Origin of the sequence: Terasakiella brassicae (assembly GCF_014641495.1) — a bacterium.
GTDB classification, from domain to species: domain Bacteria; phylum Pseudomonadota; class Alphaproteobacteria; order Rhodospirillales; family Terasakiellaceae; genus Terasakiella; species Terasakiella brassicae.
In genome coordinates this window covers 1-13,085 of the sequence record NZ_BMHV01000002.1, presented here as the reverse complement: position 1 = coordinate 13,085, position 13,085 = coordinate 1, and the positions used below count along the sequence as shown (strand labels likewise).

The following is a 13,085-nucleotide window of genomic DNA, read 5'->3' as shown; positions in this document are numbered from 1 at the left end:
CTCAATATGTTAAGAGGTTTGAAGTGAAACGTCAGGCTTTTCTATCCGTCACTGTCATTTTGTCCCTGTGCGCAGTCGCAGCGCAGGCCGAACCGATTGATCATGCGAAACAGTATAAAGCCTGTATGCAGCTTGTTCGTCAAGCGCCACATAAGGCTTTTGATAGCGGTTTATCGTGGAAAGGTTTAGGCGGCGGTGAAGCGGCAGAACATTGTATCGCCAGTGCGCTCATTGCGATGAAGCGATATGAAACAGGCGCACAACGCATGGAACAGCTTGCTGACACGTCACGTCGATCCAAGGAGTTTAAGGCACAAATTCTGGCACAAGCCGCACAAGGCTGGTTTCTGGCCAATGAAAATGACCGTGCCCGTGCTGTACTCAGTACCGCGATTAATTTGGATGAAACCAATCCCGACCTGTATGTAGACCGGGCCCATGTGCGCGCTAGTACACGACATTACACGGACGCGCTGGATGATTTGAACAAGGCTGTATCGTTGGATGAAAACCTTGTGGATGCCTATGTCTTTCGCGGCACAATCTATCGTCTGACAGAAAATTTTGAAGAGGCATGGCGCGATATCAATCATGCACTGGCCCTGATGCCCGACAATGCGGATGCGCTGTTGGAGCGCGGCATGCTCTACCGTATTGAAGGCCACAATGACCTTGCCCGGCAAGACTGGATGTCGGCAATTGAGATCGATCCGCAAAGCGAGACAGCGCAAACAGCGCGGTTGAATCTTGAAAGGATGGATGTAAAGACGATGGAGTGACGGGTCGCCCTTTGATCTTAAAAAAGGAAAAGCCGGATCCCCCCCAGAATCCGGCTTTGTAATTCGAAAGAGACAGCTCTATCGAATTATGATGCAGCGCGAATACGCACCACTACATCAACGCTTTCCACTTCGGAACCGTTGGGCGGTGTGGGAACACCGGTGACTTGCAGTTGACCTTCCGGCACATCAGACAGGATACCTGTGTTTTCATCAAAGAAATGATGGTGGCAGGTTGTGTTGGTGTCAAAGTAGGAGCGACCCGCATCGACGACGATTTCGCGCAGCAGGCCGGCAGAAGTAAACTGATGAAGAGTGTTGTAAACGGTCGCCAGGGAAACGCGGATATTGCCTGCCAGTGCTTCGGAGTGCAGTTGTTCGGCTGTGATATGACGGTCGCAGTCATCAAACAATAATTTTGCAAGGGCGAGGCGCTGACGTGTCGGGCGAAGACCAGCATCACGTAGACGGTCTAACGCGTGACTGAAAGGGCGTATTTTTTCCATGTTAACCACCTGTTATCGACTAAACGGTTATGACATATTCTATGAAGAAATTCGTACTTTAAAATTAGAATGTTTCAACATTGCGCTGAATATGTCAGAAACCGTTTGAAGAAAAATTGATACAGGTCAATTAACCCTAAAAAAAATCAGTTTCCTGTCAATATCTGCTGAATAAGCTGTTCAACCGTGGGGAATTTGCCTTCGCGCCCGGATTGGAAAATCGGGTCATTGGCAAATTTGAATGCATTGTGCCCGGCAAAGGCGAGGTTGTTGTCCACAGACCCGCCATGTGCAATATCCTGCAATGTTTTCTGGATGCAGAAGGAACGCGGGTCGGCCAGACGGCCTGTCGTGTTTCCTTCATTATCCGCCCAGTTGGAGAAGTTACAGGCAGACAGACAACCCATGCAGGCGGCTTGATCTGCGAGAATTTCGCGGGAACGTTCCGGCGTGACAAAAATCATGGTGTCGTCCGGTGTACGCATGCCTTCGGTGTAACCTGCCGCAATCCAGCCTTCAACGCTGGCTTGTTGGTCTGGCGCGACATAGATCGGGCGACCACGTGCGCCGACTTTAACTTCCGCGCTGAGGTCTTCTGTCGGTTTACGGGCGAAGACCACCTGACGGGAGGCACGCGCCCCGAGTTCTTTCAGGAAGTCATTATTCAATTGTGATGAATAGAAACCTGTCGGGCTGTATTTGTTTAGCGAAATATCGCCTTCTTTCAGGTTCAACAGGCGTTGTTTCCAATGATCGGGAATGGGGCTTTCCTGCGTCAACAAGGGACGAGAACCAAACTGGAAGGCCACCGGGCCAATTTCCGGGTTATCCAGCCATTCGTCCCAGTCACGCAGATACCAAACGCCGCCTGCCATGATGACAGGAACATCGTTCAAACCGACACTGTTCATAAATTTGCGGATTTCAGCAACGCGCGGGAACGGGTCTTGCGGTTCGTCATGGCGTTCGGCGTTGGACAGGCCGTTGTGACCACCAGCTTTCCACGGATCTTCATAGACGACACCGCCTAAGAGATTGGCGTATTTGCTGTAAGAGCGTTTCCACAGGGCGCGAAAGGCGCGCATGCTGGAGACGATCGGGTAATAATAAACATTATACTGTGCGGCAAGTTCCGCCATTTTATAAGGCATGCCCGCGCCACAAGTGACGCCGTGGATTAAACCTTTGGCCCCTTCGAGAACGCCGTGGATGATACGTTCAGTGCCGCCGGCTTCCCACAAGGTGTTCATATGCAGGCGGCCTTCGCCGTTGGAAGCTTCGTGTGCGATACGGGCCTGTGCAATGCCGCCTTCAATGGCGTAGGCGATCAGCTCTTCGAAACGTTCTTTACGGGTTTTGCTGTGATAGACCTGCGGAATGGGATTGCCTTGCGCGTCATAAGAGTCGGCATTGACACCGGAAAATGTACCCACACATCCGGCAGCGGCAAACGCGCCTGCACTGCGACCATTTGAAACGGCAACACCTTTGCCCCCTTCAATAATCGGGTGTACTTCACGTCCAGAAATGAGAACAGGTTTAATGGACTTCACGGTCATCTCCAACTTCAAGATGCATCCCCATTCAGGTCTGCCAATCATGTTACAGGCAAATACAGCTATGTAATCGATATTACATATATATTCATTTGGGCCGGACACTATAGGAAAATGGATTCCTTTACCAGCCTCAAATCGCCATTAAGGAGGAGTTTTTCAACCCTTCATCTGGAAATTAAGAACTTCAAAACAGTTTTGTTGTTTTGTGACACTGTACAGATGGCAAAGACTCCTGTTAGAAATATTCTAAGTATAGCAAAAGGATGCAATAACGTGAATGAGTTAGTCCTAAGAAAGATGGAAAGTTATTCCTATTGGACGGATGAGGTTATTCGCTTTGCCGATCTGGATCGCGTTGGTCATGTGAATAATACGGCCTTTGCAACTTATTCGGAAAGTGGGCGGGTTGATTTTTTGGAAACGGTTTATCCGGGCAGTACTGGGGGCCACGGTATCGGTTGGGTGATCGCGAAAATCACCATTCATTATCTCGCGGCGGCTTATTATCCCGGCAAAGTGAAAATCGGTACGCTCGTGCGCAAAATTGGCAATTCATCCGTTGTTATCGAACAGGGGCTTTTCTGTAACGATAAGTGTTTCAGCACCATCGAAAATGTGATGGTCTGGGCGGATACGCAAAATGAAAAATCCGTCCCTTTACCGGATGATCTTAGAGAAAACCTGCAGGCTTATTTGCGATAAACCCTTATTTTTTGCGCAATAAGTCCCCAATGCCTTGCAACAATTGTTGTTCTGGACTGAGGGGCAGCGTGTTGTCGTTTGCGGCACTGGGCGGTGGTGGCGGGGCGAGTGTTTCACTGTCGCTTTGTGGAGCAGGCAGTGTTGTCGGTGTTGTTGTTTCTTCAGATTGTGTTTGACCGCCGGATGCACCGATGAGACCGCGAATAAGATTGCCGTAGCCTTTTTTCTCTAACTTATCGGGCAGGGGAATAATCAACCCGCCGCCACTGCTGAGACTGCCGGTGTCCAATTTCACATTGGGGGCATCCAGTGGTCCTTTCAGGGCGAAGGGATAATCTTGTTTCATTTTCGCTTTTTGTGCCAACAGGCCGATCAAGGCATTTTGCTTGATATTTAAGGTCCCGCTGACATCCATATACCATTTGGGCAAATCCAGTTGACCTTGTGCGCTTCCCCCCGCAATGGGGGACGTCAGGCTCGCTTGACTGAGTTTCGCAACACCCCTAGTGATATCGGATTGAATGGCAATGTCGGCCAAACCTTTTGCAGGGTCTTTACCGGATAGGGTCGCCAAGAGATTGAGGATGTCGAAAAGGGAACCGCCTGAATTTTTACCAGAAACGGAAACCTGATTCAGGTTGAGGGCACCATTCCCATTCAGATTGGAAACAAAATCATTCTCGCTTTTGCCTTGGGTGACGAGCGTTGTCTTCAGGGCCAATGTGCCATCTGCAAGCGTTGTTGAACCGGTTTGGCTGAGCAGGGATTTTAGTTTCAGGCCGCTGGCATCGACCGTGGCCTGAACATCGTTTGTTTCGCCCGCGACAATTTTTGAGACGATTTTGGCTTGTCCACCAAACAGGTTGGCGCTGGCATCACTGATATTGAGTTCCGCATCTTTTAACTGCCCGGTTAGGACCAGATTATCCAGAACGACCTTTTTATAGAGAAGCCGTTTCGCGTTTAGTTGAAGATCAGCGTCCATGTTTTGCATGAAGCCAAAATCAATCATATCCTTTGACCAACGGTTTGAAGGGGGGGCGGTCTGTGAAGACGGCTGCGATGTATTGGACGTTGGCGTCTTTGACGTGGTTTGAGGATCATTGGGTAAAAACGGCGTGACGTTTAGGTGATCGGTTTGCAAGTTGACATCAAGGTGCGGCCTGTCTTGTTGTTTAAAAAGAATATGTCCGCTGACTTGCTCTTTCCCAATTTGGGCAACAATGTTTTTCAGGTTGGTTTGCGTCAGGTCCGCATTCAGGTCCGCGCTGATATCCAGTTTTGTCAGGGGACCGCGCGGGCGATAGCTCACTCCAAGACCTTGGGTTAATTTCGCAAAATCGGAAATGGCAAGGTTGATGCTGGCTTCTGCTTTGGGCAACGGAAGCAGGTCTGCTTTGGCTGCGGCAAACAAGGTGGTGCCAAGGGCGGTTACGTTAATATCCATATCGGGGGATAAAACAGGGCCATTCAAGGTGATACTGGCATTCCCGGTGCCGACCTTGGACCAGTCAAGAGCATCTTGAAGGCCAATGAGCGTCGCTGCATTTGTGAAACCAGATGCATCAAGGGAAAGAAACAGATTGTTGGCATGATAACCGTCTTCTGAGGGCGCAATGCCGCCTTTGGCTGCCAGACGAACACCTGCCAACTGTTTGATATGGGCATCTTGAATATCCAGTTTGCCATCAAAAACCGTGGCGTTTATCTGGATGTCTTCGATGGTTTGTTTGCGATAGACAACTTGAGCTGCGCTGAGTTCAAGATTGGCATCAAAAGTATTCAGTAACCTCAAGGATTGCAGGACGGGGGCGGCGGGACTTTGAACGGGGGGTTCTTTGGCAGACCCGGTTTGTTCCGCGTTGTCTTGATTTTTCGTGTGTGTGTGTGTGGCCCCTTGTGCAGGCAGATAGGCATCCAGATTTAATTGATCCAAATGAAAAGAGGCCCCGAAGGAAGGTCTGGATTGCAAGGCGATGGTAAGGCCACCGTTCAGAGTGGAACCATCCAGTTTTGTTTCCATATTCAGAAGATGGAGCTCTTCACCGGTTAAACTGATATCTGATTTAAGAGTGACTTGTTGCAGACGTTCCAGCGGGACATGACTGGTGTCGATTTGAAGCCAATCAAGCGCACCGCGCAAATGTGCGACATTTAAATCCAGTGTTCCATCAAAGCCAAGTTTCCCAGCGCGCTCTCCGGCAACGCCCAGAACGGTTAATTCACCTGCCCCCGGCAAAATGGCGGACAGACGTTCAAGCGCGATTTCCCCCTGTGTCAGGGATATATTGGCCTGTGCCTGTCTGATTGCCTGTTCTTTGAATAAGAGGGCATCAATATTAATGGCAAGGGTCGCATTTAGATCAGTTGGAATGTTCGGCGCAGCGGGGGCTTTTACGGATGATTTCTGGGCAGGTGTTTGAACGCTGCCGATTGCCGCCGAAATTCGACTGCCCTGCTGGGATTGTTTGGTGGATAAGGTGATAACCGGGGCTAAAGGGGTGGGCTCAATGACTTGATATGGAGATGCATTTAACCACGCGTCCCCGTCAATTTTACTGAAATTGGCTTTCACATTCAGCTGTTTGGTCTCTTTTTTCTCATACTCAACATGCAGAGTGCCCCGATCTTCCCCCACCATAAGGGCGAGGCCGTCTTTGCCCAGACTTAAGCCATTGGGGCCGTAAGTCATCTCGCCACGGGCGGAAAAAGAACGGTCCAGTCCGCCTGCCATTTCATCTGTTTTTTGGAAGGCACTGATAAAACCGGCGAGACTATCGCCTTTTAAATCAAGCTTGGCACTGATTTTAGGACCTTCGGCAAGGTTGACGAGGGTGCCGGTGATGCGGGTGCTGGTGTTGCCATGCGCAAACCTGACTTGCGTGGCAAACGATGCGGTTCGCCCGTGTATGATTTGTCCGATCGATCCTTCAATGCCAAGCGGAATACCACGCACCAACATTGTTCCTCCGGCTTCGAACGGGCCGTTCAAGCCTGCAATGGCAAACCGACTATTGATGTCGCGCACGTCTTCGCGGATGTCATTGGCTTTGTCCAGATAAACCAGTTGGCCTTGTTCAATGATCAGGTTGTCGATTTGAATAGGTAGGGAAGATGTCTTGGAGGTGTCGTTTTCGATAAAGGCCGGATCATTGCTTTGCTTTGTTGTTTCGATGTCGTCCGAGGCGGTGTTGTCTGTCGCAAATAGCCAGTTACCTTTGCCGTTTTCCAAAACTTCTAACTGAATGACAGGGCGAATGAGGCGGATAGATTGTACGTGTATGTTGCCTGCCAACAAAGGCAGTAAGGAGACACGTACGTCAAGCTGTTCAACCGCAATCATATCCGTGCTGCTGGCATTTGCCGCATTGGCAAGATGGATATCGCCGATTTTTAAGACAGGGGAAGGAATAACCGTGAAGGCAATGTCGCCACCGATGATCAGTTCGCGACCGGTTGCTTCTTTTATTTTTTTGGCGATTTCAGCGCGATGACCGGACCAATCGATAAAACTTGGAATAACGAGAATCGCCGCAGCCAGAACAAGGACAAAGATGCACAGCGCGATTAGAACTTTCTTCACGACAAATAACCCTATTGAAAATCAGTTCGTATCCATAACAGTTTGTGGATAAGGCACGATAGTACTTTTGTTAATAATCATAAACAATTGAATTCCGTCAACCAGAGCTGGAAACTGTAAATTGAGGAGAACTTACTCAGGTTTCGAAAAAATAACCTTTGAAAGACTTGAACTATAACTTATAGATGATCATAATTTGATAAATAACATCGTAAATAACTATAGCTAAAATGGACGTTTTACTAGGGTGATGCGCATGCCTACGCCACCAAAAGAAGGATCATCAGGAACCGATAGTGCACCTGTCGGTGGTGTGAATGCTTTTGCCCAGTTGATGAATTTGGGGCCGAATACGGATAAAGTCACGCTGATGGCTGTCATTGATAATGCGGTGACCCAGATTTTATCGGAATTGGCCAATCACGAGGCAGGGGATTTAACACCGGATATTCTGGTGAAGGTTCAGACGGCCCTGAGTTTTCTTGAAAAGTGCCTTGCATTTAAGGATCAGGAATTTTCGGCTTTTGCCCGTAAAAGGGCGGGGGAATTGGAAAATGCGCTGGCCAATACAATTAAGCGTATCCAAGCCGCTGGGCGTAAACCGATAGAAGTCGAAAGACAGACTGAAACGGAGGGGCCGGCGCAAGCCCCCCAAGCTGTTTCCGAGCCTGAAAAAAACGAACCGCCTTCTGCGCTATTGAGCGCACCTGATAAACCTGTATCAAAAAAATTTGCTTACGAACGCGAAGAAAAAATCCTGATTGATTACGCTTATAATCGTTTGTGTAAACGCTTGGCCTTTTTGCGTGGGGACAGTACGGTTGTTGAAAAAGGCAAGGCTGTTGAGATCAGCGGGATCCATGAAGATGGTGTGCCGCCTTTGTTTTTACTGTCGCCTCGTTTCCCTGAAATTTTACGACAACCTTTTGTCGAATTAATCCGTGAGAAACGCGATTTGTTGTCGCGTAGAGTCTATAGCCATACGGACAGTTCAGACAATGATGAAGAGGTTCTGCGTTTATATAGGGAAGACCGCTATCGCGATATTGACGGGATTGTCGGTCTGGCGTTTGATGATTGGGCGGGCGAAATTGCGCGTGCCGGGATTGCGGGGTTACCACAGGAAATTAAAGTCTTCGGTGCAAAAAAACGCGATGAGTCTTCCGGGGGGCTGGGATCCAGCCTGAAAAAAGTTTTTGCCTTTGGTAAAAAGGATAAAAAAGAATCCGTTAAGGCAAAGGCACAACAGAAAGAAACAACGCCGATCCGGGTTCATAAAGAATGGCAAAGGCTGGAAAGTCAGGGCGTGTTTAATCTGTCCCAGCATTTTAGTTTCGGTTTGCTGTCCTATGCTTTGCAATTGAGCGAAAAGCAATTTGAAACAGAATATGAATGTATCAGCCAGATCGTTAATCAGCAGGAAAAACCCGATGTCGGCCCGGTTGTGACCAACTTGTCGCGCCTTTATAAATTTTATGACAACATCTTTTTTGATCTGGTGATCGTGGTGTTGTTTCAACGCAAAAACAAATTTGACATTAATATGCTACAGGCGGCCTGCATGTCGCAGAACTTTGTTGTTGATCGCTTGCCTCTGACAATGGACGAGTTGCGCCGTCGACCGATGGAGCACGCAAAGTATGTTTTGTCCTGCCTGAACGATACGACCCTGAGTCCCGAGAAACTAAAACCTGCGCTGAAAGATTACTTTTTTGTGCATGAAACGGTTCATGCCTCAAAAGTGGGCAAACGTATTCAGGCGTCCGAGAACTTGTTAAAGCGCCAAGGTGACAAGCTTAAAGGCGCAGCCAAACAAATCGTGGAAGAAGTACTGACAATTTTAGGTGAAATTAAGAACCTGAAAAAAGAACAGGAAGAGGAAGGCGTTTTCCTCGGCGAAGAAATTCAAACAACGATTGATGAAGGTATCGAGCGCGCGTTGTTGTTTATCCGATAGTTCGTTTACCCATAATTCTTGTCCTAAATTCAGAAGTCCAGTTGTTGTGCGGCCTGTTTTGCAGGCGGAATTTTTCAGAACTGTAAAAAATCATTAGAATCACTATAATTTGTTGACAGGCAGTCATCTCACCCACAATATCTGGGATACGAGAAAGCTGATCTTGGAATGTTTTTTAAACGCAAAACGCTCCAACGACCGCCCGTTCCCCAAGGGAATCGCGGCGGTCGCTCTGCGAATCAGCCCGGGCGGTCTTTAAATCGCGAGATCAAGGTACAAGATGATGAGCGTGGTGTTTCACGCGGCACAGATTTTTGTTCCTATATACAAATGACATCGTACGCAAAAACGGAGGCGTAAAAAAAGTGGAATCAAGTATGCTTGATGTGGTTCAGGTTCAAGGTGGAGCACAAGTTCATGTGGATCACAGCCGCGATCAATATCTGACCGAATTTGGTAAATCGGTTTTGGCGGACCGTTATTTGTTACCAGAAGAAAGCTATCAGGATTTATTTGGTCGTGTGGCCTCAGCATACGGGGATAATGATGCGCATGCTCAACGTATCTATGATTATATGAGCCGTCTGTGGTTTATGCCCTCGACACCGATTTTATCGAATGGTGGAACAACCCGTGGCTTGCCCATTTCCTGCTTTTTAAATGAAGCAAGTGATTCGCTGGACGGTATTGTCGGACTATGGACAGAAAATGTCTGGCTGGCTGCCAAAGGTGGCGGCATCGGGTCTTATTGGGGGAACTTGCGTTCTATCGGCGAACCGGTGGGACGCGTGGGAAAAACCTCCGGTGTGGTTCCGTTCATTCGTGTGATGGATTCCATGACCCTGGCGATTTCTCAGGGGTCTTTGCGCCGTGGGTCCGCAGCGGTTTATTTGCCCGACACGCACCCGGAACTGGAAGAATTTATCGAACTTCGCCGCCCGACCGGGGGGGATCCCAACCGAAAAACTCCCAATTTGCATCATGGTGTTCTCCTGTCCGATAAATTTATGCGTGCGGTTGAAAATGATGAAGATTGGAAATTGCTGTCCCCACATGATGGAACGGTGATGCGCAGTGTTAAGGCGCGCGCCATGTGGATTCGTATTTTGACGGCTCGTATTGAAACGGGCGAGCCCTATATTATTTATTCCGACCATGTGAATACGGCCTTGCCGAAACATCACAAACTGGCCGGATTGACTGTAAAAACCTCAAACCTGTGCGCTGAAATTACTTTGCCGACAGGGATCGATCATCATGGGGAAGAACGCACAGCCGTTTGTTGCCTGTCTTCTTTGAACCTCGCAACCTATGAAGCATGGAAAGACAATCCTCGCTTTATCGAAGATATCATGCGATTCCTTGATAACGTTCTGGAAGATTTTATTCAGAATGCCCCGGATGAAATGGCGCGTGCGAAATATTCAGCGATGCGCGAACGCAGTGTTGGGTTGGGGGTAATGGGGTTCCATTCTCTTTTACAAAAAAATCGCGTTCCTTTTGAATCGGCGCTGGCGAAAGCGTGGAACCGTAATATCTTTGCTCATATTCAGAAAAAAGCGGACGAGGCTTCTGAAGTTTTGGCGGACGAACGGGGCTCCTGCCCCGATGCCGCAGAATATGGCATGAAGGCGCGTTTCTCCTGCAAAACAGCGATTGCGCCAACGGCGTCCATTTCGATTATCTGCGGCGGAACCTCACCGGGGATCGAACCGATTGCCGCCAACAGTTACATGCATAAAACCTTGTCCGGCTCCTTTAACGTCCGTAACCCTTATCTTGCGGCTGTTTTGGAAAGCTATGGCAAAAATGATGAAGAGACATGGACCTCGATTACAGTGCAGGAAGGCTCTGTTCAGCATCTTGATTTCCTGAGTGAGGATGAAAAAGATATTTTTAAAACCTCCTTTGAACTGGATCAGATTTGGGTGGTTGATCTGGCGGCGGACCGGGCGAAATTTATTGATCAGGCCCAGTCTGTAAACCTGTTCTTGCCTGCCAATGTTCACAAACGCGATTTACATCAACTGCACTATCAGGCTTGGAAGCGCGGATTGAAAAGCCTTTATTATTGTCGCTCCAAATCCATTCAGCGGGCGGAGGTTGTCGCCACCAAAGATCATGTGCCGGAAAGTTTGCGCGTGTTGCTGGAAAAAGTGGAAACGCCGGATAACCCGCGCCTGCCTTTAAGTGATGAAAACAAATATGAAGAATGTCTGGCTTGTCAGTAAGGCGCTGAGCTGAGACGAACGTATAGTGAAAGAAAGAAAAGATGTCCCTTCTGGATGCGAATCCCGTTTATAAGCCGTTCCGTTATCCGTGGTGCTATGAAGCCTGGTTGACCCAGCAACAGGTCCACTGGTTGCCTGAAGAAGTCCCTCTGGCGGATGATGTCAAAGACTGGCACAAGAACTTGACGGAAAGCGAACGTCACCTGCTGACACAGATTTTCCGCTTTTTCACGCAAAGCGATATTGAGGTCAATAACTGTTACATGCGTCATTACACCCGCGTGTTCCAACCGACCGAGGTTCAAATGATGTTGGCGGCTTTTTCAAATATGGAGACCATTCATATTGCCGCCTATTCGCATTTGCTTGATACCATCGGAATCCCTGAAACCGAGTATGCGGCTTTCCTTCAATATAAGGAAATGAAAGACAAATACGACTACATGCAGCAATTCGGTGTTGAAACTAAAATTGACATTGCGACAACACTGGCCGTTTTTGGGGCGTTTACAGAAGGTCTGCAATTGTTTGCCAGTTTTGCGATTCTCCTGAATTTCCCGCGTTTGAACAAGATGAAGGGCATGGGGCAAATCATTACATGGTCGGTTCGTGATGAAACGCTGCACTGTAATTCGATCATCAAGCTCTATCGCACGTTTCTGGAAGAGAATCCCGAGATTGATCGTGATGAATTGTATCGTCGCCTCTATGAGGCCTGTGCGACCATTATCACCCATGAAGATGCCTTTATTGATTTATGCTTCGAAATGGGCGCCGTGGAAGGTATGACCGCCGAGGATGTGAAGCAATATATCCGGTATATCGGGGACCGTCGTTTGGAACAGTTGGGCATGACCCCGCAATATCATATCGATAAGAATCCGATCCCGTGGCTGGATGCCATGCTCAATGCGGTGGAACATGCCAACTTCTTTGAAAATCGCGCAACTGAATATTCCAAGGCCGCGACTCAAGGCACTTGGGATGATGCCTTCGATTAGAGCAAATCCCGAGTAATCTGAAACAGATTACGACGACGTATTTGCGTAAAATCAATAAGTTAGAGCATGTCTTCTGATTAGATTAAATGAGACATGCTCTAAAGTGAAATGATTCGCCAAATATAGAAAAAGCCCCTTATCGAAATGAAAGGGGCTTTTTTGTTGGTCTGTAACGCGACCGTATTACTTTTTCAGGCGCAGATGAACCCGACCTTTGAAATTATCCGGGTCGATGACTTCGCCTTTATGGACAATTTCAATTTGTCCGGTTTTACCCAGATGCATGGCCTGTTGTTTAACCGCCAGCATGTACTTGCGCCATAACTGCGGGCCATCCTTGGGTTTGCGCCGTTGTTCGGCAATGGCGCGTGCGGTTTGTTCTACGGTCAGTGAGGACCCGCCTGCCAACGCATCAAGAATGCCGGTGACGATGGGGTCGGTGACGGGCAATTCCGTCTCATCATTATCTTGTGTCATGGCGTTATCTTTATCATAGCTTATGTGTTTTATGTAAGGGGCATTCACCGAGTCCCGGTTAATTCAAATAATACCATTTAAATTATATTGTAAAAACAATGACTTAAGTGTAATGTGTCAGTTTATTTGACCTTTTTTTTCATTTTTTTGAAAAAAGGTGTTTACAGGGTTGATTGAGGTCTTTATAACCCGGCTTCACCAACGGGGCGCTGCCTCGGAGGGGCTCTCAAAAAGCTTCGGCAAAACAAGGGCTTAGACAGAGGATCTTAGGGTTCAGACGGATAAGTTTT

At 48.3% G+C, this 13,085-nt stretch carries 9 protein-coding genes; 5 read left to right on the top strand and 4 right to left on the bottom strand.

Annotated elements, in window-relative coordinates; genetic code table 11:
* The first annotated feature begins 23 nt into the window (after positions 1 to 23).
* Positions 24 to 779 carry a tetratricopeptide repeat protein gene (locus IEW74_RS01270; protein ID WP_188660337.1) on the top strand — a complete coding sequence of 252 codons (756 nt, stop codon included), beginning with the start codon at positions 24 to 26 and terminating at the stop codon, positions 777 to 779.
* 86 nt (positions 780 to 865) lie between these two features.
* On the opposite strand, the gene irrA is transcribed toward IEW74_RS01270, so the two are convergent.
* Both irrA and IEW74_RS01260 read right to left on the bottom strand, forming a co-directional pair.
* Positions 866 to 1,285 (bottom strand): iron response transcriptional regulator IrrA, encoded by a 420-nt coding sequence (irrA, locus tag IEW74_RS01265; protein WP_188660334.1) that lies wholly within the window; start codon positions 1,283 to 1,285, stop codon positions 866 to 868.
* Positions 1,286 to 1,431: 146 nt separating this feature from the next.
* Positions 1,432 to 2,838, bottom strand: a complete 1,407-nt coding sequence (locus IEW74_RS01260; protein ID WP_188660331.1) for an NAD(P)H-dependent flavin oxidoreductase — start codon at positions 2,836 to 2,838, stop codon at positions 1,432 to 1,434.
* Between the two features lie 279 nt (positions 2,839 to 3,117).
* Between IEW74_RS01260 and IEW74_RS01255 the strand changes: the two genes are divergently transcribed.
* The gene (locus IEW74_RS01255) at positions 3,118 to 3,546 is read left to right on the top strand and encodes an acyl-CoA thioesterase (RefSeq protein ID WP_188660328.1); all 429 of its coding nucleotides are present in this window, start codon (positions 3,118 to 3,120) and stop codon (positions 3,544 to 3,546) included.
* A 4-nt stretch (positions 3,547 to 3,550) separates the two neighbouring features.
* Here the strand turns inward: IEW74_RS01255 and IEW74_RS01250 are convergent, their stop codons facing one another.
* On the bottom strand, positions 3,551 to 7,129 hold the full coding sequence (locus IEW74_RS01250) for an AsmA family protein (RefSeq protein WP_188660325.1): 3,579 nt from the start codon (positions 7,127 to 7,129) through the stop codon (positions 3,551 to 3,553).
* Between the two features lie 256 nt (positions 7,130 to 7,385).
* On the opposite strand from IEW74_RS01250, the gene IEW74_RS01245 reads away from it, so the two are divergent.
* The 3 genes from IEW74_RS01245 (at position 7,386) to IEW74_RS01235 (ending at position 12,318) form a co-directional block, all read left to right on the top strand.
* Positions 7,386 to 9,086, top strand: a complete 1,701-nt coding sequence (locus IEW74_RS01245) for a hypothetical protein (protein WP_188660322.1) — start codon at positions 7,386 to 7,388, stop codon at positions 9,084 to 9,086.
* Between the two features lie 377 nt (positions 9,087 to 9,463).
* A complete protein-coding gene (locus IEW74_RS01240) occupies positions 9,464 to 11,317 on the top strand; it encodes a ribonucleoside-diphosphate reductase subunit alpha (RefSeq protein WP_188660929.1) in 1,854 nt (617 codons plus the stop codon).
* A gap of 41 nt (positions 11,318 to 11,358) precedes the next feature.
* Positions 11,359 to 12,318, top strand: a complete 960-nt coding sequence (locus IEW74_RS01235; RefSeq protein WP_188660319.1) for a ribonucleotide-diphosphate reductase subunit beta — start codon at positions 11,359 to 11,361, stop codon at positions 12,316 to 12,318.
* A gap of 183 nt (positions 12,319 to 12,501) precedes the next feature.
* Here IEW74_RS01235 and IEW74_RS01230 read toward each other — a convergent pair whose 3' ends face one another.
* Positions 12,502 to 12,795, bottom strand: a complete 294-nt coding sequence (locus IEW74_RS01230; RefSeq protein WP_188660316.1) for a DUF3253 domain-containing protein — start codon at positions 12,793 to 12,795, stop codon at positions 12,502 to 12,504.
* Between the last annotated feature and the right edge of the window lie 290 nt (positions 12,796 to 13,085).

Excerpts from the sequence above, each read along its gene's own strand:
- IEW74_RS01235 (WP_188660319.1), top strand. The coding sequence starts at position 11,359 with ATGTCCCTTCTGGATGCGAATCCCGTTTATAAGCCGTTCCGTTATCCG.
- IEW74_RS01240 (WP_188660929.1), top strand. The coding sequence starts at position 9,464 with ATGCTTGATGTGGTTCAGGTTCAAGGTGGAGCACAAGTTCATGTGGAT.
- irrA (WP_188660334.1), bottom strand. The coding sequence starts at position 1,285 with ATGGAAAAAATACGCCCTTTCAGTCACGCGTTAGACCGTCTACGTGAT.
- IEW74_RS01245 (WP_188660322.1), top strand. The coding sequence starts at position 7,386 with ATGCCTACGCCACCAAAAGAAGGATCATCAGGAACCGATAGTGCACCT.
- IEW74_RS01230 (WP_188660316.1), bottom strand. The coding sequence starts at position 12,795 with ATGACACAAGATAATGATGAGACGGAATTGCCCGTCACCGACCCCATC.